The organism is Luteibacter sp. Sphag1AF (genome assembly GCF_014192715.1).
Lineage (GTDB): Bacteria > Pseudomonadota > Gammaproteobacteria > Xanthomonadales > Rhodanobacteraceae > Luteibacter.
The window spans coordinates 972,441-994,483 of the sequence record NZ_JACHYH010000001.1 but is presented as its reverse complement, the minus strand read 5'-3'; the positions used below and the strand labels follow the sequence as shown (position 1 = coordinate 994,483).

The 22,043-nt window shown below is 63.6% G+C and carries 17 protein-coding genes; 4 read left to right on the top strand and 13 right to left on the bottom strand.

The annotated features are described in order from the left end of the window. Positions 1-18 precede the first annotated feature (18 nt). The 4 genes from FHW69_RS04505 to FHW69_RS04490 all read right to left on the bottom strand — a co-directional run bounded on the left by FHW69_RS04505 (position 19) and on the right by FHW69_RS04490 (position 8,271). Complete coding sequence (locus tag FHW69_RS04505) at positions 19-3,228, bottom strand: DUF6543 domain-containing protein (protein ID WP_183421796.1); 3,210 nt, start codon at positions 3,226-3,228, stop codon at positions 19-21. Between the two features lie 278 nt (positions 3,229-3,506). Beyond that, complete coding sequence (plsB, locus tag FHW69_RS04500) at positions 3,507-6,107, bottom strand: glycerol-3-phosphate 1-O-acyltransferase PlsB (RefSeq protein ID WP_255494506.1); 2,601 nt, start codon at positions 6,105-6,107, stop codon at positions 3,507-3,509. Positions 6,108-6,133: 26 nt separating this feature from the next. Beyond that, the gene (locus FHW69_RS04495; protein ID WP_183421795.1) at positions 6,134-7,105 is read right to left on the bottom strand and encodes a hypothetical protein; all 972 of its coding nucleotides are present in this window, start codon (positions 7,103-7,105) and stop codon (positions 6,134-6,136) included. 251 nt (positions 7,106-7,356) lie between these two features. Next, positions 7,357-8,271, bottom strand: coding sequence for an HAD family acid phosphatase (locus FHW69_RS04490; protein ID WP_183421794.1), 915 nt, complete (start codon positions 8,269-8,271; stop codon positions 7,357-7,359). A 159-nt stretch (positions 8,272-8,430) separates the two neighbouring features. Between FHW69_RS04490 and FHW69_RS04485 the strand changes: the two genes are divergently transcribed. Beyond that, positions 8,431-9,450 (top strand): hypothetical protein, encoded by a 1,020-nt coding sequence (locus FHW69_RS04485; RefSeq protein WP_183421793.1) that lies wholly within the window; start codon positions 8,431-8,433, stop codon positions 9,448-9,450. A 66-nt stretch (positions 9,451-9,516) separates the two neighbouring features. Next, positions 9,517-10,536 carry a hypothetical protein gene (locus tag FHW69_RS04480; RefSeq protein ID WP_255494505.1) on the top strand — a complete coding sequence of 340 codons (1,020 nt, stop codon included), beginning with the start codon at positions 9,517-9,519 and terminating at the stop codon, positions 10,534-10,536. Here FHW69_RS04480 and FHW69_RS04475 read toward each other — a convergent pair whose 3' ends face one another. After that, complete coding sequence (locus FHW69_RS04475; RefSeq protein WP_183421792.1) at positions 10,537-12,531, bottom strand: UvrD-helicase domain-containing protein; 1,995 nt, start codon at positions 12,529-12,531, stop codon at positions 10,537-10,539. Between the two features lie 148 nt (positions 12,532-12,679). Here FHW69_RS04475 and FHW69_RS04470 point away from each other — a divergent pair, with 148 nt between their 5' ends. Then, positions 12,680-13,309 carry a thymidine kinase gene (locus FHW69_RS04470; protein ID WP_183421791.1) on the top strand — a complete coding sequence of 210 codons (630 nt, stop codon included), beginning with the start codon at positions 12,680-12,682 and terminating at the stop codon, positions 13,307-13,309. 22 nt (positions 13,310-13,331) lie between these two features. Next, positions 13,332-14,102: a hypothetical protein gene (locus FHW69_RS04465; protein WP_183421790.1), complete on the top strand. Its 771-nt coding sequence runs from the start codon at positions 13,332-13,334 to the stop codon at positions 14,100-14,102. A gap of 18 nt (positions 14,103-14,120) precedes the next feature. On the opposite strand, the gene FHW69_RS04460 is transcribed toward FHW69_RS04465, so the two are convergent. The 8 genes from FHW69_RS04460 to FHW69_RS04425 all read right to left on the bottom strand — a co-directional run bounded on the left by FHW69_RS04460 (position 14,121) and on the right by FHW69_RS04425 (position 21,972). Next, complete coding sequence (locus tag FHW69_RS04460; RefSeq protein ID WP_183421789.1) at positions 14,121-15,404, bottom strand: hypothetical protein; 1,284 nt, start codon at positions 15,402-15,404, stop codon at positions 14,121-14,123. Between the two features lie 33 nt (positions 15,405-15,437). Next, positions 15,438-16,358: a hypothetical protein gene (locus FHW69_RS04455; RefSeq protein WP_183421788.1), complete on the bottom strand. Its 921-nt coding sequence runs from the start codon at positions 16,356-16,358 to the stop codon at positions 15,438-15,440. Next, complete coding sequence (locus FHW69_RS04450) at positions 16,358-17,665, bottom strand: hypothetical protein (RefSeq protein ID WP_183421787.1); 1,308 nt, start codon at positions 17,663-17,665, stop codon at positions 16,358-16,360. Before FHW69_RS04450 ends, FHW69_RS04455 begins: the two co-directional genes overlap by 1 nt. 105 nt (positions 17,666-17,770) lie before the next feature. After that, a complete protein-coding gene (mutM, locus tag FHW69_RS04445) occupies positions 17,771-18,583 on the bottom strand; it encodes a bifunctional DNA-formamidopyrimidine glycosylase/DNA-(apurinic or apyrimidinic site) lyase (protein ID WP_183421786.1) in 813 nt (270 codons plus the stop codon). Positions 18,584-18,642: 59 nt separating this feature from the next. Then, complete coding sequence (locus FHW69_RS04440) at positions 18,643-19,143, bottom strand: hypothetical protein (protein WP_183421785.1); 501 nt, start codon at positions 19,141-19,143, stop codon at positions 18,643-18,645. After that, positions 19,143-20,486 carry a DUF4350 domain-containing protein gene (locus FHW69_RS04435; protein WP_183421784.1) on the bottom strand — a complete coding sequence of 448 codons (1,344 nt, stop codon included), beginning with the start codon at positions 20,484-20,486 and terminating at the stop codon, positions 19,143-19,145. Before FHW69_RS04435 ends, FHW69_RS04440 begins: the two co-directional genes overlap by 1 nt. Beyond that, positions 20,486-21,241, bottom strand: a complete 756-nt coding sequence (locus FHW69_RS04430) for an ABC transporter permease (protein WP_183421783.1) — start codon at positions 21,239-21,241, stop codon at positions 20,486-20,488. The genes FHW69_RS04435 and FHW69_RS04430 overlap by 1 nt, the downstream gene beginning before the upstream one ends. Continuing rightward, on the bottom strand, positions 21,238-21,972 hold the full coding sequence (locus FHW69_RS04425; protein WP_183421782.1) for an ABC transporter ATP-binding protein: 735 nt from the start codon (positions 21,970-21,972) through the stop codon (positions 21,238-21,240). Before FHW69_RS04425 ends, FHW69_RS04430 begins: the two co-directional genes overlap by 4 nt. Between the last annotated feature and the right edge of the window lie 71 nt (positions 21,973-22,043).

The following is a 22,043-nucleotide window of genomic DNA, read 5'->3' as shown; positions in this document are numbered from 1 at the left end:
TGGCGGGTATGGGCGAGGTCAGGGAGACGCCTGGGGAGGCGTCATGGTCCGGTAACCCAGCTTGAACTCGCTGGCATTCAGGACCACGTCCGGCCGCACCCGGCTTCGGGATGGAGACAGCGGAGCGTAGGCATTCGTCGGCGCCGGCTGCGTGGCCCGGATGACGAACTCCTTCGGGCCACGGTTGGTCACCGTGTAGAGGTTGAATTCGTAGGTGCCATCGAAGCGCTGCCGGTTGCGCAACTGGGTCATGTCGATCTCCACATACGCGCCTGCCATGGTGTCCACGCGACTCTCGGAGAAGCTGGAGGTGCGCCGCCGGCCACGCATGAGGGTGACAATGTCCCGCGACGGGCTGGTCGGATCAAGCGTCATGACGTGCACGCCTGCCGGGCCGCCTGCGCTCGGTTGCGACTGGCGCAACGACAGCGGGTGTCCCTTGAATTCGTCCAGCCGGCGGGGTGTCGTGTAGTGCCATACCGTGGAAGGCCAGCGACTGCGTTCCAGCTTTACCAGCTTGTAACTGCTGCTCTCTGGTGAAGTGGGAGGCGAGGGGGTGAGGTCGGGGCTGCCGAAGCGCACCTCGTCCAGGGCAGCCTCCCAGCGTCGGGCAAAGGTGGCGCTGGTGGGCAGGTCGTGCGTGCGGTCGTAGATCAGCCGCTTGGCGGTGGCATCCAGAAGGCCGTCGCTCTTCAGCTTGCGTACCAGCCGTTGCATGGACGCCTCGGAGAGGCCGGCTGTCTCGGTGCTGAGGCTTCGATATTCCCGAAGGACCTCCAGGGCATCCTTGTCGCTGAGGTCCGGGCGACGGCCGCCGCCCAGAAGGCCAACGGAACGGTTGTGGCTCCAGTATCCGTGGGCATCGCGGATTACCGGCGCGCCGTAATCACTGGCGGCATGCTGTGGTTTACGCAATCGCCAGGTGCCGTTGGCCCGATCAAACTGTGCGCCGTACAGCGCGCCGCCATGCTGGATGTAGAACTGGTCGTTCACCGTCAGAATCCCGGGGCCCGCCGCGCGCGCATCTTTCAGGCGCACGCCCGTGGCCAGATAACGGGCGTCGAAGATGCGCTCCGTGTCGGGCAGGCGCGACGGCGTACTCACCAGTGCCCGTGTACGCCCAAGCCGGGCCAGCCCCACACGGCCGATGGCATGCTTGAACGAGTGCTGGCTCATGAGCGATGTGGCTGAGGCGAACGCGCTGATGAAATCTTCCACCGCTTCGATCCGCGTGCCGTGAGCGACGTTGCGCGCGCCTTCCCACACCGACCACAGGGCCTGAGCTCCCGCCACGGCCAGGCTCACGCGCATCGGGGCAAAACCTGAGGCGGTGCGCAGTGCAAGCACGCCAAACGACTGCGCTTTCTCAAGGTCGGCAACAACGGTCGAACGGCTCAATCGCTCCGCATCGAGCCCCAGCTGGGCCAGTGCCGTGTCGTAGGACGAAAGAAAGACGTCGTTGGTGATGACTTCGTCGGCGAAGCGCGCCTGCGTGGTGTCGATCGCCTCGTCCTGCGTGGGAAGGCGTGCACGGAGGTAATCTGCAAAATCGGGGTGGTTGAAGAACTGTTGTGTAGCCGTCTGCCTGTCCGCGAATTCGCGAAAGTGGCGGTGATCCGGTGCATCTGGCGTATACAGCACGATGCGCGGCACGCTTTCCTCGTTCTGCGCTCCGATGGAAAGCACGTCCTTCATGCGCATGCCGTTGAGCAGAATATGTCGTGCTGTCACGATATGGCCGTCCGTACGCGGACGGTCAGACATCTTCGGCGCGTCTGTGACCGACTTCACCCAGTGGTAGCCGCGCTCCGCGCGATCGTCGAGAAAGGCGGGCGTTTCTTCCGCGATGTAATTGGCAGCGCGCGCATCTTCCAGCTCGAAACGCATGCGGCTTTGAAGCAACCGGCTCATGGCTGAACGTGCGACCTGGCCTTCCGGCGAGGTTTTCATGCGTTGGGAAAGATAGCGCTGATAGCGATTGCGCAGATCGAGGTCGCGGATCATGCCGATCACATCGTCCCGTCGTAGCTGCAGAAGGAATCGACCGTTCACCGTCTTTGCCTGGATGGCGCGAAGGTCGATGAAGCCGAAGTTCTGCCGTGCCAGTTCGATGATTGGCAGGATTTCGACATCCGTACCCGTGTAGCCATTGGACGGCACGACCGTCGTGGCATAGATCTCGATGTTGATGTCCGCGGGGTCTTCCATGACGCCCAGGGACTGAAGCCGGATGGCCAGCTCGCGGCGGGCGAACTGATCCAGTGACTCCACATCATTGAAGCCGCTGGCTTCCAGGATGGTCTGCGTGTCTTCCCGATCCCGGGCATAGTGGGTCAGCGCATCGAGCCAGCTGGCGCGCAGCATCACGGGAAGCTTTTCCAGGCGCCATTGACTGGCCGTGGTCAGCAACCGTGCCTGGCGACTCAACAGCATGGACGGAACGTCCAGCAAGGCATCGGGCGACATGGCCTCCTGAATGCGATCGGCCTTGCGCGACGCATGTCCTTCGCTGCGGTCAAGCACGCCCCATGCGTCGTTCACTTTGCGCCGCTGCACATCAATCATCTGGCGTACCAGCGCATCCATGACGTTGCCGGTCAGCGCATCGGACGAGACCTCCAGCGATGCTTCCAGTCCTTCCATGTCGTCATCGGACAAGCCGGGAAGCTGCTGCGTCGTTGCAAGCGCTTCGCGCATGCGTTCTTCAAACTCATCGTGAAGTGCATCCAGATGGCTGAATTCCTCCCATCCCCGGCCTGGTGTGAAAAGCAGGGCGAGATCCCCTGCCTGGCTGTCTTCCAGTACCAGCGCGCCAGCGTAGGTGGCGGACCCGGCGCGCAGCGCTCGGGCGGTGAGATGGCTGGGGAGAATATGGCCGTGCGCGGCGGTGAGTGCATGCACTGCATCGTTTGCACGTGCACTCAGGAAGCCGTCGGCGGCAAGCAGGCTGGCGTTGTCGCGCATCACGGCACTGAGGCGAAGGGCCAGCGCCGCAGCACGGGCGACGTTTGGGCCATCCGACGAGACAGGAGCACGCCAGTACGCCGCCAGTTCGTCCATGAACAAGGGCTGCCGCGACATGTCGCCATCGGTGGGTGGCAAGGGGAGATACTGTTGTTGATCGGAAAGCCACTGATGACTTTCGCCCAACCGGTCGATGAGGGCGGCGGCGTCATCCGCCGTGGTGCGGGTCAGCGCCGGCGGCGCTTGCGGGGGTGCCATATCCATGGGCGGGAAGCGTCCTTTGGAAACAAGGAGCGCATTCTAGGCAGGGGATGGCGCCTGCTCTGATGTCACGGTGCCGGTATTTCCCGCACGGTGCTGTGCCGATTTCCTGCACGTTGCGATGGGGTCGCAGGGTTCAGGGCGCTGATTCCGCATGGCACGCGTCGCTGCGCGTGAGGATCGGCGGCCTGTGCTTCGGGGCGTTGATGCGCGGCAAAAAAGGCGCGGTTCCTACATGTGGCGGCGGCGCGGGTTGCGCGCCGCCGCTCGTATCGCTTTCGTCAGTGCTTTGCGTGACGCGTCTGCTCGTTGGCGACGTGACGATCATGCAGTGAGTCGCCAGCCGACGAGCCGTCAGGATCGACCGGAGGGCGCGCGTCGAGGTCACGGTCGCCCTTGTCACCCGGCGTGATCTTCAGGATGGAATGACGCACTTCACGCGCCAGGATGACGCGGGCATCGCGCACCATGTCTTCGAGCACCGCGTCGAAATCGAGTTTGCCTTCCTCATCCGTCCACACGATCCGTGCTTCACGAAGCTTCTGGATGAAGCCGCGGAAGAGGGCCTTGTCGAAGAACTCCGGTGCAGACAATTCGTTGAGCAGGCTCAGACGCTGGGCCGTGAGCGTGCACGCGTTTTCAAGCTCCGCCGAACTCATGGTGTGCGGACCATTTTTCACCAGCGCTGCGATGGCGATGTAGTAGCGCTCGAATGCCTGCAACATGCTGCGTGCGATGACGCGCAGCTGATAGGCACCGTCATCCTGTCCAGGGCCGCGCTCCAGCAGGCGACCGTCGCCCGTGGATTCGAGGATGCCGCGGCGCACGAAGAAATCGATGGTGTCCTGCACCTGCTGCGCGAAGCCTTCCCCGTCCCACGGCAGGAACAGTTCGCCCTGGATGAAGGGATAAATGATGCGGCCAAGGCGCAACACCGACGAGCGAGACATGCGGCGGTTGTTGAGGAAGCACGTGGCAACCCATGCGGCGCTGGCGTTGAGATGCAGCACGTTGTTGCGGAAGTACGACAGCAGTACGGCCTGCTCACCTTCGGCGACGAGAACATCGCCCAGCGGATGACGCACGCGGCGAATCCAGCCCATCTGTTCGCCGTAAGCGATGATGCCCGCGGGATTCATCGATGTGACAGTCACGCGGTCGGAATACGGCAGCTCGATGAGCATCGCCTTGGTCAGCTCAAGCTGTGCCAGCAGGTCGCTTTCGGCCATGGCGTGCTTGGGCGTGGCCAGGAGCGCCAGCGCCAGCAGGTTGATCGGATTGACGTCGGCGGCGCGGTTGATGTTGATCTGGATGCGGTCAGCCAGATCGTCCACCACCCGGTTGAGCCACTCCGGTTTCGCATCGGCATCGCCGGTGACATCGCGCCAGTCGGGCGAGGCCACTTCCAGCATCGGGGTCAGCGCGATGGGCTCGCCGAAGTTGATGGTCACGTGGCCGTAGCGCTGGCGCAGCACCTTCAGGCCGCGAATCAGGCCGAGCAGAGATTCCTTTTCTTTTGCCTTGCCGGACAGCTCGCCCGCATAGGACTTGCCTTCCATGAGCTTCTCGTAGCCGATGTATACCGGCTGGAAGAGCACCGGGCGACGGGGCGCGCGCAGGAAGGCGCGCACCGTCATCACCAGCATGCCGGCGCGGGGCGCCAGCAGGCGGCCGGTTCGCGAGCGGCCACCTTCAATGAAGTATTCCAGCGGCACGCCGCGGTCCACGAGCTGAGCCAGGTATTCGTTGAACACCACCGAATACATCGCATTGCCCTTGAAGCTGCGGCGCAGGAAAAACGCGCCGCCGCGACGGAGAATGGGGCCGATGCCTGGCAGGTTCAGGTTCACGCCCGCCGCGATGTGCGGTGAAACCACACCGGAGTAATGCAGCTGATAGGACAGCAGCAGGTAGTCGGCGTGGCTGCGATGGCACGGCACGTACACCACTTCGTGTCCCGGCGCCGCAGCGCGGGCCTTGTCGAAATGATGCATCGCGATGCCGTCGTACAGCTTGTTCCAGAAATTGGACAGGAGGAACGACATCGAACGAACCACCGGATGCGAGTAATCCGCGGCGATTTCCAACGCGAAGTCACGTGCACGGCGCTGCGCCTTCGCGAGCGGGATGTTCTCTTTGGTGGCGGTGGATGCGATGGCGGCACGCACGGGCTCGGCATTGAGCACGGCATCGACCACGGTGCGGCGATGAGACAGATCCGGCCCGACCACGGCCGCGCGAATGCGGCGGAAGTGTGTGCGCAGCACGCGGGCAATCTTGCGGGTGAGGCGCTCGGGCGTCAGACCATTGGATTCGGTCATCACACTGCGCAACGACACTGGTGCCGAAAAGTGCACCACGGTATCGCGGCCGTTGAGCAGCAGCGCGATCATCCGGCGGAAGCGGCCGACCACGATCCAGTTCTCAGCGAACAGCACACTGAACCAGCCGCTCTCGCGGTTGGGTGCGCGACCCACGTAGATCGACACGGGCACGACCTGGATATCGCGCTCCGGCGCATCTTCCAGCGCCTGGATGAGCTGGCCGATGGGTTCCTTGGGGCCGCGCGCATCGGTGCGACCGAACAGCCAGCCATCGCGGCGGCTCAGCGAAAACACGGAGCGCCTGCGGCGACCGGGCAGGTTAAGGATCTGCATCGGGCTGGGCAGGCCAGCCTCGCGGCAGGCCCGCTCAAGAATGAGGGCATCGGAGACGCCATCTCGCTCGATGGCGTAGCAGACCGCCGTCTGTCCGGCGAGCAGGGTGGCGGGTTCCGCGGGTTCGCGCTTGATGCGCACCCAGGGTTCGAGCAGCTTTCCCAGCAGGTTGAACCACCAGGGGGATCGCGCGCGGTGGACGCGCTGGTCCGGAGTCATAGGCATATCAGGCATTCGCGCATTGTAAGGCCTCAGCGGCGAGGTGCATCGGCGACCGGTGCGCTGACCGGGCTGGCCACCGTCGCAGCGGGCGCCGGCACGGTGGCCGGCGCGGCAGGAGCGGGCGGATTCAGGCGTGCGTGCTGGTCGCGCACCCGTTGCAGTACATCACTGTCGTACCAGTGCCCGTCCAGAAGCACCATCGTCGCGTCGGTCTCCATGGGCTTGTCCAGCAGCGTGTAGCGGATTTTCAGATGGGCCGAGCCGTCGCTGGTCTCCAGCGTTTCGATTTCCACGGAGTCGAAGCTCTTATCCAGCGAGAGGCCATACACGTTCAGCGCGCGCTTGATGCCGTCCCAGCCGATGGCGTAGCGGGCCATGCTGGTGTCGTAATCCAGGCTGCGCAGCGCTTCGGGAGTGGACAGATCCAGCTTGCGCGCTGTTTCGGTCAGGATGGCGATGACCGCTTTGGCACGCGCCTGGTCGCCCCAGGGCACGGTCTGCGCCCACGGATTGATGATCGTCATCGCTTCGCGAAGCTGGCGTTTCTGGGAGAGCGAGAGGTCTTTGGCCTGGTCGATGGCGGTGAGCGCCACAGACTGGAACACGCCAAGGATGAGAATCATCTGATCCTTGTATTCCTTGTCGTAGGACACGAGCTTCGGGCGAATATCGGCGAACAGCTTCTTTTCGGCGTCCGGATCAGTCAGCCGCTTCACGCCGGCAATGAAGCGCTCACGCTCCTCGGTCGTGACCGGATCGGTGGCCATCTCGCGATGCGGCCAGTCGGCCTTGAGGTTGCGATAGTCCGCAGGCGGCAGCGAATGGCGCCAGTACGCGTCGAACTGGCCATCGCGCAGCATCAGCAAAGAGGCGCGTACGGCTTCCTCGGGCGAGCCGGGGGAGGCGACAGCGGGGGCTTCTTTTTTGCCGCAGGCAATGACGAGGGCGATGATGAGCAACGGCGCGAACCACAGGGAACGCAAAAGCAGTCGGCGGCGCATGGCGGAATCTCGACAGGCGTCCGGGACGCATGGGGTCAGTCAGCGTACGCGGGCGACGGGGCGCCATACAACAGGCAAAGAAAAACCCCGGAGGCGCAAGGCCTCACGGGGCTATCCGGCCCGAAGCCGGTAAGGGAAATGGCCTCGCCCGCGTGGATTTGCGGATCAGCGGGTTTCGGCGAGTGCGATGATAGTTGGGAGACATAGCTAAAGCAATGCTTTAGCTATGTCTGTGTAACCTGTTGTTTTTGTTATTTGACGCGAAGGGCGTCAATCTTCTTCTGGCGGCGATCTTCACGCGGCGCCGTGTAGTCGTTGTCGAACAGGGCCGGCTCCCACGCGCCGTAGGTCGGGTTCGGCAGCATGAACCAGCGCTGGCCAAACCAGGCACGGTACGGTGCGATCGACTTTTCACGGCCTTCGTCGTTGTTGGCCAGCACGTTGACGAAGTCACCGATCTGATCGCCGAACTGCATCAGCACGCGGTACTGGCTGGCGACGCGCTGGCGACGGCAACCCTTCTCGGTGCCCACCTGCTCGCAGTCTTCCACGAACGTGCCCAGGCCCAGGAACGCATCGGGTCCGGAGACCGGGAAGCCGGCGCTGCGCAGATTGGCCAGCGTGGCCTGATCCAGATCCTTGGCGCGGTTGGAGATGTAGATCACGGCGACGCCATGGTCAGCCGCAAACTTCGTGAATTCAACGGCGCCGGGCAGGGGACGGGCGACCGCTTCCTTGCACCAGGCCGCCCAGTCAGCTTCGTTGAACTCGCCGCCGGAGCGGATCAGGCGTGCCTGATAGGGCGAGTTGTCGAGCACGGTTTCGTCGATGTCCAGGACGATGGCGGGCTTCAAGCCCTTCAGGTCCTTGTGAATGGCGCGATCATCTTTTGCCAGGGCGTCCCAGGTCGAGTCTTTCTTTGCGATGAGAAGGCGTTCCTGGGCCTGGCGATAAACCTCCGAGTAGATGAGGTCGTGCTCGACGGCGCGCTGCGACCAGATCACGGCATTGAGGTTGTCGTCACCGGCCGGACCCTTGGGAGCGGCCGCCTTTTCTGTCGCTACAGGCGCGGCATCAGCGTGTTTCGGCGGATTGGCCGGCGCAGAAGCGCAGCCAGCGAGGACGAGGGCGGACGCCAGTGCGAGCGCCTGGAACTTGTACGACATAGATGGGGAACCCTGATTTTTTTAGCCGACCGATGATGCGGGGAGTTTACGACAGCGGCAAGACATCGCCGCATGCCCGGGGCGCGAGGTCATCGCCCCCACTGGTTCCCGGGCATGGCACCTGCCAGACTCGGTGCTCCTGTTTTTGCGGTGTGTCCCATGGGTGTCGAAAAGAAGCCGTCGAACGCTGTACGCATTGCCAGTTATATCGGAGCCGCCGCCGGTCTCTTTCTCGTACTTTATCTGCGCCTTTTGCCTGCCTTGCTCGCGGGGCTGCTGGTCTACGAGGTGGTGGTCTCTGTTGCGCCCCTGATGGGCCGGCGGCTGGCGGGTGACCGTGCCCGCGTGCTGGCCGTGGCACTGATTGGCGTGATCGTCGTGGGGCTGTTGATCGCGTTGATCCTCGGCGCCATCAGCTTCTTCCGCAACGAAGTGGGCAACCCGGAAGACCTTTACCAGAACAAGCTCATGCCGCTGGTGGAGCGTGCACGTGCCCAGTTGCCGCAATCCATCGTGGCTCATTTGCCCGACAGCGTGGACGATCTTCGCCTGACCGCACTGGAGTGGACGCGTTCGCACGCGGTTGCCCTGCAACTGGCCGGCAAGGAAGCGGCGCGCGTGTTCGTGCACATCATCATCGGTCTGGTGCTGGGCGCCATCGTTGCACTGAGCCGCGCCCGTCCGGCGCATCAGGTGGGGCCGTTTGCCGCGGCTTTGAGCCTGCGTGCCGCGCGTCTGGCCGATGCGTTTCACAACATCGTGTTCGCGCAGATCAAGATATCGCTGGTCAATACGCTGTTTACCGCGATTTTCCTCGTGGTGGTGCTGCCCATGTTCGGTGTGCACATGCCTCTGACCAAGACCCTCATCGTTATCACCTTCATCGTCGGACTGCTGCCGGTGATCGGCAATCTGCTGTCGAACACGGCCATCACCATTGCTGGCCTGTCGGTGTCGCTGTACGTGGGCATTGCGGCGCTGGGCTTCCTCATCCTGATCCACAAGCTCGAATACTTCCTCAATGCGCGCATCGTGGGTACACAGATCCGCGCCCGTGCGTGGGAGCTTCTGGTGGCCATGCTGGCCTTCGAGGCGGCGTTCGGCTTGCCCGGTCTGGTGGCTGCGCCCATCTACTACGCCTACCTCAAGAGTGAGCTGGAAGCGGAGCGATTGATCTAGGATTCATCCGGTGGCTGCTGAAATGCCGCCACCACGCCCGCCGGGCGTTGATGCCGGAAGGACTGCATGATCGCCACGCCCGCGGACGCCCGCATGGTTCGACTTGCCAGCTACGTGCTGGCCGCGCTCGCCCTCTGGGGCGTGCTGATGCTGCATCTGGTGTCCGCGCTGCTGGCCGGACTGCTGGTCTATGAGGTGGTGGAGTCGCTGACCCCGCTGCTTCGCCGCTTCCTGCCGGGCGAGCGGCAACGTCTGATTGCCGTGGGGTTCGTCAGCGTGATCGTGGTGGGCGCCATCATCCTGATCGTCGCGGGCGGGCTTGGCTTCTACCGCCGGGATCTCGGCAATCCCGACGAACTGTGGAACACCAAGCTCCTGCCGCTGCTGACCAAGGCGCATGAGCAGCTTCCCGTTTTTCTCACCTCGCATCTTCCCGACAGCCTCGGCGACATGCGTGAGCGGGGAATGAACTGGGCCAAGAACCATGCCGTAGACCTGCGACTGGTCGGCACGACGGCGGCGCGCGTCTTCGCGCACATCCTTATCGGCCTAGTGCTGGGCGCCATTGTGGCGTTGAGCCACGGGTCGGCCGGGCGTCCCACCCGTCCGCTGGCCTTTGAACTGTCCACCCGTACCAAGCGGCTGGCGCAGGCGTTCCACAACATCATTTTTGCCCAGCTGAAGATTTCCGCGATCAACACCGTGCTCGCTGCGCTGTTCCTGCTGGTGGCATTGCCGCTGTGCGGCATTGAAGTGCCGCTGGCCAAAACGCTGGTGATCCTGACGTTCGTGGTCGGCTTGCTGCCGGTGGTGGGCAACCTCATTTCCAACACGCTCATCACCATAGCCGGGTTGTCGGTATCGCTGTGGGTGGGCGTGGCGGCGCTGGGCTTCCTGATCGTGGTGCACAAGCTCGAATACTTTCTCAACGCCCGCATCGTGGGTGGTCAGATTCGTGCGCGCACCTGGGAGCTTCTGGTTGCCATGCTGGTCTTCGAGGCCGCGTTCGGGATCGCCGGCCTGGTGGCCGGCCCCATTTACTACGCTTATCTGAAAAGCGAGCTGGAAGCGCAGCGCCTGATCTGATCAGGCGCCACCACCGGCAAGCATCGCCTTGATCCGCGCCATGTGCGTGGCGGCGGTTTCGCGCACCACCTCCGCGTCGGCTTCCGGGTCCTTGCCGTCCCAATGCAGGTCGTCCTGCGGCAGTTCCTGAAGGAACCGGCTGGGATCATTGGAAAGTACCTCGCCGTACTTGCGGGTGCGTGCGGCAAAGGACAGCGTCAGCAATTCCTTGGCGCGCGTGATGCCCACATACATCAGGCGACGTTCTTCATCGAGGCGCCCCTCGTCCAGCGCGCCTTCGTGCGGCAGCGTGCCGTCTTCGCAGCCGACGATGAATACGAAGCGGAACTCCAGCCCTTTCGCTGAATGCAGCGTCATCATGCGTAGCGCATTGCCAGGATCGTCGCGATCAGCGTGACTGAGCAGCGCAAGCTGCGCCGTGAGATCGCCTGTGCGACCGCCATCCTTGCCCATGGCGCGGAACCAGTCGGACAGTTCGCGCAGATTGCCCAGCTTGCGGTCGCGCAGCGTGGGGTCGGCTACCGTGGCGGCAATCTGTGCGGCGTAACCGGTGCGATCAAGCACGGTGTCCACCAGATCGGCAGCGGTCTGGTGAATCGACGCGCTGCGCAGTTCATCCATCAGGCGCGAGAACGACGCCAGCGCGGACGCCGAGCGCGGTGCGATGGTTTTCAGCACGGCATCGCTGCGCGCCGCTTCCAGAAGCGATGCGTTGCGCGTCTGAGCCATGGTGCCCAGACGTTCCAGCGTGGTCGCACCGATTTCACGCTTCGGCACGTTGACGACGCGCAGAAACGCCGCGTCGTCGGTGGGATTGGTGAGAAGCCGCAGATAGCACAGGATGTCTTTGACTTCCGCACGGTCCAGGAACGACAGCGCGCCGCTGAGGTGATACGGCACGCGCGCCAGGCGCAGTGCTTTTTCCAGTGCGCGGGCCTGGAAATTGCCGCGGTACAGGATGCAGAAGTCGCTCCAGCGGACTTTGTCTTTGTACTTCTCGTGCAGGCTGGCCGCGATGGAAGCGACGCGTTCGGCTTCGTGTTCGTTGTCCTTGCATTCCAGCACGCGGATTGGCGGGCCTTCGGCGTGATCGCTCCACAGGCGCTTTTCATGCACGTGGGGATTGTTGGCGATCAGGTGATTCGCGGCGCGCAGGATGCGTTTGGCGCAGCGATAGTTCTGCTCCAGCTTGATGACGCGAAGCTCGGGGAAGTCCTTGCCCAGCTGGTCGATGTTTTCCGGGTTGGCGCCGCGCCAGGCGTAGATACTCTGGTCATCGTCGCCCACGCAGGTGAAGCGCCCTTTGGTGCCGGTCAGCGTGCGCAGCAGACGGTACTGGGCATCGTTGGTGTCCTGGTACTCGTCCACCAGCAAATAGCGCAGGCGTTCCTGCCAGATGGCGCGGGCTTCTTCATCGGCTTCCAGAATGCGTAGCGGCAGGCGGATCAGATCGTCGAAATCCACCGCGTTGAACGCCGCCAGGCGCGTCTGGTACATGTCGTAAATCTGCGCCGCTTCCAGTTCGCGCGGGCTGCGCGCGGCGGCCATCGCCTCGTCGGGCGTGAGCCCGGCATTCTTCGCGCGGCCCACGAGGTTGCGGATGCCGTGCAAGACGTCGGGCTTGATGCCCTTGGGCGACAGTTCCTTGATCATGTTGCCGCTGTCGTCCGCATCCAGCACCGAGAAGCCGCGGCGCAGTTGCGCGCGGTCGTGCTCGATCTGCAGGAATTTCAGGCCCAGCGCGTGGAACGTGCAGACCGTCACTGCCTTGGACGCATCATCGGAAATGAGCTTCCCGACTCGCTCGCGCATTTCCTTCGCCGCTTTGTTGGTGAAGGTGATGGCCGCGATTTTCTCGGGCGCCAGATGTCGCCGGGTGATCAGGTGCGAGATTTTCTCGGTGATCACGCGTGTCTTGCCGGAGCCGGCGCCAGCCAGCACGAGAAGCGGGCCGTCGCAATATTCGACCGCCGCGTGTTGTTGCGGATTGAGCATGGAGTGGGCGCCGTCGGGCGTGAATGGGGTCAGGCGGGGGCCGATGGTAGCAGAGCCGGGGATCGCGTCCCGTGGGACCGCCGGCACGGCCGTTTCGTGCCTTGGGGGCTCGCGGGTTACCATGCGCGGTCACGTTCGGGGCGCAACCATGGCCAAGCTGTATTTCTACTATTCGGCGATGAATGCCGGCAAGACCACCACGCTGCTGCAAAGCGCTCACAACTACCATGAGCGGGGCATGCGCACGCTCATCCTCACCCCGGCGCTGGATAACCGCTATGGCGAGGGGATGGTGGCGTCGCGGATCGGGCTGAAGGCCCGCGCGGTGCGCTTTTCCGGGGAGGAAGACATCTACTCCACCGTGGAAACAGACATCGCCACCCGCGGCCTGCTCAATTGCGTGCTGGTGGATGAGGCCCAGTTCCTCACCAAGGCACAGGTATGGCAGCTCACCGATGTGGTGGATCGCCTGAACATTCCGGTGCTGGCCTATGGCCTGCGCACGGACTTTCGCGGTGAACTGTTCGAGGGCAGCCAGTACCTCCTGGCCTGGGCCGACAATCTTGATGAAATCAAGACGATCTGCCACTCCGGGCGCAAGGCCACCATGGTTGTGCGCGTTGATGAACACGGCCGCGCCGTGACCCAGGGACCGCAGGTTGAGATTGGTGGCAACGACCGCTATGTCTCCGTGAGCCGAGCCGAGTTCAAGACCATCACTGCGGGCGAAGGCCGAATCGAGCTGCAACAACCCGTTCTCCCGCTGGGCGAAGCCTGAAGCGACCTGAAAGGAATTTCGCGTGACTGACACCACCAACGAAGCGCAATGGCCCCGTCCCTACTGGCAGGAATCCAACGAGGAAGGGCTGCTGCTGTTCTTCGTATTCGGCGCGTTTCCTGAAGACCTGGTCATTCCCACCTCAAAATACGGTAGCCCGGGCTTGCCCGACGGCGTGGAAATGCAGCGTTTCCAGAACACCGTGCTGGCGCGTTGGGAAGGCTATCCGCTGGCCGGTGCGCTGGGCGAACTGCTGAAGGAAGACAATCCGGAAGCCTGGGCGGCCGCCAAGGCCGCACCGCACGTGATGGCCATTCGTGGACGCTTTCCGGACAGCCCCCAGCTCGACTATCTGCGCGACACACTGGGCGTGATCGCCGGGTTGACCGACATTGGTGGCAAGGTCGTGATCGACCCGCAGATCCTCACCCTGTTCGATGCGCCGTCGTGGCGCGAACACTATCTGGTGCCCGGTGGCGCGCCTCCGCGTCATCATGTGCTGATCCTGTGCAGCCCCGAGGAAGTGCGTGGCCGTTCCTGGGTGCGCACGCGCGGCATGCGCAAGTTCGGTCGCCCGGACATCAGCCTGTCCAATGTCCCGGATCGGGAGATTGATCGTGCCGGTGCGCTGGCCGAAAACCTTGTGGAACTGCAGGCACTGGGCGCTCGCTTTGACGACGGGCAGTCAGTTGAAGTCGACGGCATCGCCGGCGGCCTGACGGTGAAACTGGGCGGTGACGAAAGTGATCCCCGCTACAACAACAGCCACGCGGACATGCGCTGGCCGGACTGACGCCGTCCCAGCCCGCCATCAGCGGCTTGATGCCGCTGATGGCGGTACAACAGTGACGTACGAGATGCTGCCGTCCAGACCGTTGCGATAGTGCACCGTCAGCTCAATGTCCTCCGTGCGCAGCGAACGGTTGAACGATGGGATGATCGCCGTCCGGTTGTCCAGGTCACGAAGCACGCGCACGACCGCGTAATCGTCCTTTGTGGACGCCTGGGGTGAGTCGAAAACAGTGAATTCGGTGCCGGCCGGCACATTGGTCACTGTGGCCGAACGCGCCTGATCATTCTCGCAGCCACGCCGGTCACTGCTCTTCATGCTGATGCCCGTGGCCATCCGGCCAGGCACGCCGCACACTGGCGTGCCCGTCGCATCGCGTCCTTTGTAGAGAACGATGCCGCCCTGGCGAATCACGCCTGCCAGTTCAAACGCGTCACCCTGCTCGTAGTAGTCGATGGCCAGATAGTTCGGCACGCGACCCGCTGCATCCATGCAATGCCCGTACACGCGATCGCGCAGGACGTCGTAACGATTGTCCACTCCCGCATGGAAGTACTCGCTGAGCGCGTGAAAGTGATTCATTACGAAGAGCCGCTGCCACGTCTTTCCCTCAAAGGCCACGGGTGCCGGACCCAGGCCGACATCCGGCCAGCGCGAGCGGCAGCCGTTGTCGTGCGTCAACGTGGTTTTTCCCAGTTCCCAGAAATTTTCACTGGTACCGTCCTGACTTGCCAGGATGGTCGCGGTTCCGTCCAGCAAGGGATAGTCCCCCGCATTTTCCCTGTTCAAATCGAAGATGACGAGGCGCTGATGGCGCGCAATCATTTCGCGCAGCGTCGGCCATTCCGTCGAACTCCATCGTTGCGGATCGAACGTCAGCGCACCAAGTCCGGGCACCCTCAGCAACTCGCTGTGAAGCTCCCTGCGCGTGGAATGATCTTCCAGGTGCAGCGTCAGTACGGCTTCCGGGTTGCGTGCAAGGAACGGAATGATGTGCTGGTTGAGATAGTTCGACAGCGGGTAGCCTCCCAGCAGGCAGCTGGCGTGACATACCCACACGCCGCCCTGATGCTCATGCAGATCGAGCATCAGGGCTCGCACGCCATCGTTCAGTTGCCGGGTGATGTTGCGGCTCTGATTGGGTACGGGTGACAGCCACGTGTTGAACGCGTTGTGCGTAGTCACCCATGTGTACTGATCGAAGCGCCTGTCCAGATCGTGCACGTAAGGGCGTGGAGCAACCTGTGCCTCGCCCGTGCCGGATGCGAGCAGCGCGAGCAACGTCGCAATGATTCCTGCCTTCATGAGCCAGTCCTTCCGTGGACAATGGGTGGATGTCTACTTGCCGGGATCAATGTTTCCGTTATTGATGCCTTCCACAAAGCGCATGCCGTCGCCGAGGTTGTAGTAATCCAGCGCAACGAAATTGGGTTTGCGACCGGCGGCCGGATAGCAGTAATCGTTCAGGCGCTCGGTCAGGGTGTTTAGGCGGTTGTCGTGGTGGGCGTCGCTGAGCAGCGAGATGCCGTGAAAATGATTCATCACGAATACGCGTGACCACGCTTTTCCTTGCCACGACACGTTGGCGGTGGTTAACGGCAAGCCGGGTTTCCACCGACTGACGCAGCTGTAGTCATGCGAAAAGCGGGTCAGTCCCAGACTCCAGTAATTCTCGACCGTGCCGGCGGTGCTTGCCATAACGCGCACCGCACCTTCCGGCGTGTTGTACCGGCGTGCCGTCGGGTGATCGAGCTCATAGCTGAAAATGAGCAACCGCTGGCCACGATCAATCATGTCGCGCAGAGTGGGCCATTCCGCTGTGTCCCACGTATCCGGATCGAATACCAGCGGTGCGAGGCCCAGTGAGTTGTCCAGTTCCCTGTTGAGCACTTCGGCGCTGACGTGGTCGTCGAGGAAAATGGTCACCACGGCGTCGGGGGTGAGCTGCAGGAAGGGAATGACTTCCCGGTTGAGCAGGTCAGCCAGAAACTCGCCCCGCGTCACGCGGGTGTGGCGAACGACGGCGCGACCATCCTGATCGTAAATGTCGATCATGAGGCCGCGGACGCCATCGGCCAGCTGACGGGAGATCGACTGGTCCTGATTGCCACCTGTGCCTACGTTGAACGAGTTGTGCGTCGTCAACCACGCTACCTGGTCGAAGCGGCGGTCGAGAAGCGGAGGTGATGCCTCATGGGCCGCCGTATGTGCCATGAGCAGCATTGCGCTGCCCATGGCGAAGACTTTTCCGAAGAACATCACGGGGGCGGGGTCCCTGCGTGCTTCGCCGTGGTGGGCACAATGACGCGAGCGTACGACACTTTGCCATCCAGACCGTTGCGTCTACCCGCAAGTACGACGACGTCTTCGTTCATATACGAGCGCTCAAACGAAGGGATGGTCACTTTACGACCTGTGAGATCACGCACTACCTTAACGCTGAAGTAGTCGTCATTCCCGCTGGCGGAGGGAGAGTCATAAAGCTGGAAGATGGTTCCTGCCGGCACGTTCTCGATGGTGGCAGAACGAGCTTCGTCGTTCTCGCAGCCGCGACGGTCGCTCTGGTTGAAGCTGAAGTTCGCGGCCATGCGGCCGGGAATGCCGCACACCACATTCTGCGAGGCGTTGTTTCCTTCATAAAGAACGATGCCGCCCTGCATCAACACGCCGGCAAGCTCGAAGGCGTCGCCTTTTTCAAAATGGTCGATCACCAGATAGTTGGGTGCGCGTTTTGCTTCAGCTTTGCAGGTGCCATCGACGCGCGCGCCCAGCACGTCATAGCGGTTGTCGTAGCCCGAATGCGAACTTTCCGCGCCTCCATGGAAGTGGTTCATCACAAACGGACGAGTCCAGGTCTTGCCAGCGAACGCCACCGGTGACGGCGCCAGGGGGATGCCTGACCAGCGACGCTTGCATGACCAGTCGTGCTCGAAGATGGTCTTGCCCATTTCCCAGTGATTCTCGGTGGTGCCGGCATTGCCGGCCAGAATGGTCGCGGTGCCATCGGGAAGCGAATAGTCGCCGGCGTTCTCGGGCTTTTGCACATCGAAGAACACAATGCGCTGGTTGGCATCGACCATCTGCCGGAGAGTAGGCCATGTGGTGGTGTTCCACGTGTTGGGTTTGAACGTGATGCGCCCGAGGCCAGGTATCCGGCTGAGTTCGCGTTGCAGGGCGGTGCGCGATACGTAGTCTTCCAGAAAGATGGTCAGCACGGCGTAGGGTTCCTTTGTGAGGAACGGCATCACCGACTCATTGAAGTATTCCGATAACGGCTTGCCACCGGCCAGGCATGAGCCGTGACATGCATAAACACGGCCTCCCACCTCGTGGATGTCGAAGCCGAGGCCGCGAACGCCGCTGTCCAGTTGCGCGCGCACGCCAAGAAGCTGGCTGGGCAGTGGCGAAAACCATGTGTTGTACGAGTTGTGGGTCGTGACCCAGGTGTACTTGTCGAACGGCTGATTCATGTCATGGATGTAAGGCCGCTTTGCAGCCTGAGCGTAAGCGCCGCTGCTTGCGGCCAGTGCGAGACTCACCCATATGGACGTCCATTTCTTCTTCATGCGTGCCTCCGTTCCGTGGAGGCACTAGCGTAGGCTTACGCTCTTTTTTTTCGATTCAGGGAATAACGGGTTCGCGGATCGGGCGACGCCGACTCTTTGTGTGGGTCAGCGCTGACAGGTGGGGCAGAAGAATGACGCGCGTTGTCCGAGGGCGACGGAGCGTATGGGGCTGGCACACACCTTACAGGCCTCGCCTGCGCGTCCGTACACAAACAGTTCCTGATAGAAGTAGCCAGGCAGGCCATCCGGGCTCAGGAAGTCACGCAGCGTCGTACCGCCGCGCGCGATGGCGTGCGCCAGGATGCGTTTCACTTCCTGCGCAAGCGCACCATAACGTGCGCGCGACACCTTGCCCGCCGGGCGGCGCGGGTCGATGCCCGCGGCAAACAGCGCTTCGCTGGCGTAGATGTTTCCCACGCCCACGACGATGGCATTGTCCATGAGGAAGGTCTTTACCGGTGCGCTGCGACCGCGCGAAAGATGCCACAGCAGGTCGCCGTCAAAATCGTCGGTCAGCGGTTCCGGGCCCAGGCTGGTCAGCAAGGTGTGCGTTTCGCCTTCGGCCTGCCACAGCACCGAACCGAACCGGCGCGGATCGGTGTAGCGCAGCAGCTGGCCGGAATCGAGAAGAATGTCGACATGGTCGTGCTTGCCGGCGGGTACGTCGGGCGACAGCACGCGCAGCACGCCAGTCATGCCCAGATGGACCAGTGCGCTTCCGATGGCGGTTCGCAGCAGCAGGTACTTCGCCCGGCGCCCCACGGCGTCAATGCGTTGACCGGGCAGGTCGCTGGTGATTTCGGGCGGAATCGGCCAGCGCAGATCGGCGCGGCGCAACACCACGCCGCTGACGCGGCGTCCGACGACGTGAGGCTCGATGCCCCTGCGGGTAGTTTCGACTTCGGGAAGCTCAGGCATGAGCCACAAGATGGAGGCAGGCGCGGCGGGAAGCAATTGCCCCGTACGCTCACGCGGGATCAGGGGGCGTTGGTGGCCGTGGGTAGCGAGGCGGTGCGGGGTGCGCGGGGCAGGGCCTGTGCGGGTACGAATGCGATGCGCTCGCCCACGCGGGCATAGCGTTGCTTGCCCAGCGCCGTCATTTCGCCGAACTCCACGCGCTGATCGTTCAGTACCAGAATGGCCGAGGGCGGCGCCAGGCCGATGCGCGCGGGCACGAAGTCGCTGGCAGGTTGCCAGTGATCCACGGGCGTAGCGGCCAGCGACGCCAGCTCCTCAATGCGGCCCAGATCCTCCGGGCTGTGCGCATCGCCAGACCAGCGGCCCTCACGGCGCTCGAAGTGCTCCGGTGGGTGGCCCTGAAGCGTGACCTCGATCCTGTCCACTGCCTCAGGCTCCAGTGGGAGAAGCGTGTAGGCGCGCATGTCCGCGATGTCTTCATGGAACTGCCACGCCACGCCGCCAAGCAGCGTGGCCAATACCAGGGCGCCGATAACGCGACGTCGCAGCATGCGGGACATCAGCGTTTGCGCCTGCGCCAGGCGATCAGTGTGCCGGCGATGATCAGCGCCAGTGGCAGCGCGAGGAGCCCGAATGTCAGCGCGTTGAGCGTTGTCTGGGTCAGAGGCACGACACGGTCGGGTGCGCCGCGCGACGGCATGTCGATCAGCACGTCGTCGCCAAGCAGCCAGTTGATCATGCGCTCGCCCAGCGCCCGGTTGCCGCCGTTGCCGAGGAACGTGTTGGAGAGGAAGTCGCCGTCGCCCACTACCATCGCACGTTGTTCGCTGCGATCCGGGCGCGGGGAAAGACGATTCAGTGCGAAGCCGAAGTCCAGCGGGCCTTTCAGTTCACCGGCTGCGGCGTCGAAGCGGATGGTGGAGGGCTTGTCATTGTCGATACCGTGGAATGCTGTCCAGCTGCGATCCCCCGAGCGGAGGAACGGTACGACGGCCCAGTCGTGATCCGACACCTGGGCCAGTGCGGCCACTTGCGGGAACAGGGTCGTGAGGCGGAAGCCCCGGGTCACGGCATGGAACGGATAGTCGCCCAGTGTGATGAGGCGCGGGTCCTGCAAGCCGAGCGCGGCGCCCTGGCCATCGACAAGCACACCCGGAAGCACGCGTACGCCCAGCACTTCGGCCAGGGGACCGGTGCCCAGATCTTCATCGCCCGGTTCGGTCAGCCAGAGTAGGTTGCCGCCACCGCGCACGTAGTCCACGAGCGCCTGCACGGCGCCCGGAGGCAATGGCGCGGATGGGCTGGCGAGCACGACCAGATCGGTGTGTTCGGGAACGCCCATCACCTGGGTGAAGTTGAGTGGCACCGCGCGCAGACCGCGGCGCTCCATGTCGCTCATGAACTGGCCAAGGTCGGCATTGGCCTTGCCGTCCGGCTGACGTTCGCCATCGCCGGTGACAAACGCGACGATGCGCTCGCCGCCACGTGTCAGGCGTTCCAGCGCATTACTGATGCTGCGTTCGTTGACATCGCTTTCCACGCGTTCTTCGCGCGTGCCATGACGCACGAGAATTGCGCCGTTGCCCGTGATGCCCAGCTGACGTGATGCGGCGGGGTCGAGGTCGGGATCGACGAAGCTCAGCTTCAGATCCGGTTTCTCACGCGTGTAGCGTTCCATGACGGCGGCGATCTGTTCGCGCAGTGGGCCAGCAGGCGAGAGATAGGCGACCACATCGACTGGGCCGTCGAGTTTCTTCAGTACCGCGACACTTTCGGGCGCAAGGCTGGCGCGCGCGCCGCGCGTCCAGTCGGCGACCCAGACATGGCGCGTGCTGAGGTAACCGATGCAGCCGGTGCCAATGATGAGCGCAAGAAGGACGAGCCAGCGATCAAGGCGACGCATCAGTGACGCTCCCGGTCGGCCGACAGTCGTCGGGTGGCCAGTACCAGCGACAGCGCGATGGCCAGCGCAAACCAGATCAGGTCACTGCTGACCACAAGGCCGCGCTGCAGGTTGTGCAGGTGCGTGTCGAGGCTCAGCCATTGAAGGAATCCGCCACTGGCACCCGCCATCTGCGCACCGCGATCCACGGCCCACAACGCCAGCGTGATCACGAGCGTGAGTGCCGCCGCGATGGCCGGATAGCTGGTAGCCGCGGAGCAGGCCATGCCGATGGCGGCGACGGTAGCCAGCGTCAGTGCCGTGCCCAGCGTGGCGGCGGCCAGCTTGCCCCAGTCGGGTGTGCTGGATGCGGCCAATACCAGCGGCATGGCCAGCGTGACCAGCAGCCAAAGCATGAGCCACGCCAGCACGGCGAGATATTTGCCCGTTACCAGTTTCCACGGCGCGATGCCGGTGGAGACCAGCAGCGGCAGCGTGCCAGCACGTCGTTCGCCGGCCAGTGTCGACATCGTCAGCAGTGGCACGACAAGCAGCGACATGCCCACCAGGGCGGCCAGTAGCGGGATCGACACGTAGTCGGTGAATCCACCTGCATCCGGGCTGGCAGCGAGCTTTACCTGGATGGCCAGGAAGGTGCCGAGCGACAGCGTGAATGTCCACGCCAGCCACGCGATGGTGAGGGCGGCCAGGCCCCAGGCGAGCGGGCGCACCCACAGGCGCCGGAGTTCCAGGCGGGTAACAGCGGTGAGGCTCATGCGGCGGCCGCTCCCGTCGCGATGGAGAAGAAAGTGGTTTCCAGGGCGTGCCCGTCCGCGTCGTGGCGCAGCGGCGCATCGTGACGCAGTTGCCCCTCATGAAGAATGACGGCGCGATCGCACACGGCCGTGACTTCGCTCAACACATGCGTGGACAGGATCACGCCACAACCGGCGGCGGCCTTCTCCCGGATGAGCTTGCGCAGTTCGCCCACTTGCACCGGATCGAGCGCGTTAGCCGGCTCGTCCAGGATGATGAGGGCGGGGGAGTGGACCAGGGCGCAGGCCAGGCCGAGGCGCTGACGCTGCCCGTGGGAGAGCACACCCGCCAGCCGGTGACGCAGATCGCCCAGCTGAAGCCGGGCGATGATGGTGTCGGCGGCCGTGCGCGCGTCTTTTCGGGACGATCCGCGAAGGGTCGAGAACGCTACCAGGTGCTCGTGTACGGTCAGCTCGTGCCATAGCGGCGCCGCTTCCGGCAGCCAGCCGATCAGCGTGCGTGCCAGTTCCGGGCGCGTCATGAAGTCGCGCCCGTCCAGCAGAATGCTGCCCGAATCAGGCGCCAGGGCTCCGGCAAGCATCGACAGCGTGGTCGATTTGCCCGCGCCATTGACGCCAAGCAGCCCCAGCACTTCGCCGCGATTCAGGCTGAAGGTGAGGTTGGCCACGGCCTGACGACCGGCACGGCGGCGGGAAACGGCCGTAATATTCAGCAAAGCAGCGCCGGTCATGCGGCTACGTCGGCGAACGACGGTAAACGTGCAAGCATCAGGAGCGCATCCACAAGGGCGGGACGGGCAAG

Coding starts and splice junctions, on each gene's coding strand:
- FHW69_RS04505 (WP_183421796.1), bottom strand. CDS start 3,228: ATGGATATGGCACCCCCGCAAGCGCCGCCGGCGCTGACCCGCACCACG.
- plsB (WP_255494506.1), bottom strand. CDS start 6,107: ATGCCTATGACTCCGGACCAGCGCGTCCACCGCGCGCGATCCCCCTGG.
- FHW69_RS04495 (WP_183421795.1), bottom strand. CDS start 7,105: ATGCGCCGCCGACTGCTTTTGCGTTCCCTGTGGTTCGCGCCGTTGCTC.
- FHW69_RS04490 (WP_183421794.1), bottom strand. CDS start 8,271: ATGTCGTACAAGTTCCAGGCGCTCGCACTGGCGTCCGCCCTCGTCCTC.
- FHW69_RS04485 (WP_183421793.1), top strand. CDS start 8,431: ATGGGTGTCGAAAAGAAGCCGTCGAACGCTGTACGCATTGCCAGTTAT.
- FHW69_RS04480 (WP_255494505.1), top strand. CDS start 9,517: ATGATCGCCACGCCCGCGGACGCCCGCATGGTTCGACTTGCCAGCTAC.
- FHW69_RS04475 (WP_183421792.1), bottom strand. CDS start 12,531: ATGCTCAATCCGCAACAACACGCGGCGGTCGAATATTGCGACGGCCCG.
- FHW69_RS04470 (WP_183421791.1), top strand. CDS start 12,680: ATGGCCAAGCTGTATTTCTACTATTCGGCGATGAATGCCGGCAAGACC.
- FHW69_RS04460 (WP_183421789.1), bottom strand. CDS start 15,404: ATGAAGGCAGGAATCATTGCGACGTTGCTCGCGCTGCTCGCATCCGGC.
- FHW69_RS04455 (WP_183421788.1), bottom strand. CDS start 16,358: ATGTTCTTCGGAAAAGTCTTCGCCATGGGCAGCGCAATGCTGCTCATG.
- FHW69_RS04450 (WP_183421787.1), bottom strand. CDS start 17,665: ATGAAGAAGAAATGGACGTCCATATGGGTGAGTCTCGCACTGGCCGCA.
- mutM (WP_183421786.1), bottom strand. CDS start 18,583: ATGCCTGAGCTTCCCGAAGTCGAAACTACCCGCAGGGGCATCGAGCCT.
- FHW69_RS04440 (WP_183421785.1), bottom strand. CDS start 19,143: ATGTCCCGCATGCTGCGACGTCGCGTTATCGGCGCCCTGGTATTGGCC.
- FHW69_RS04435 (WP_183421784.1), bottom strand. CDS start 20,486: ATGCGTCGCCTTGATCGCTGGCTCGTCCTTCTTGCGCTCATCATTGGC.
- FHW69_RS04430 (WP_183421783.1), bottom strand. CDS start 21,241: ATGAGCCTCACCGCTGTTACCCGCCTGGAACTCCGGCGCCTGTGGGTG.
- FHW69_RS04425 (WP_183421782.1), bottom strand. CDS start 21,972: ATGACCGGCGCTGCTTTGCTGAATATTACGGCCGTTTCCCGCCGCCGT.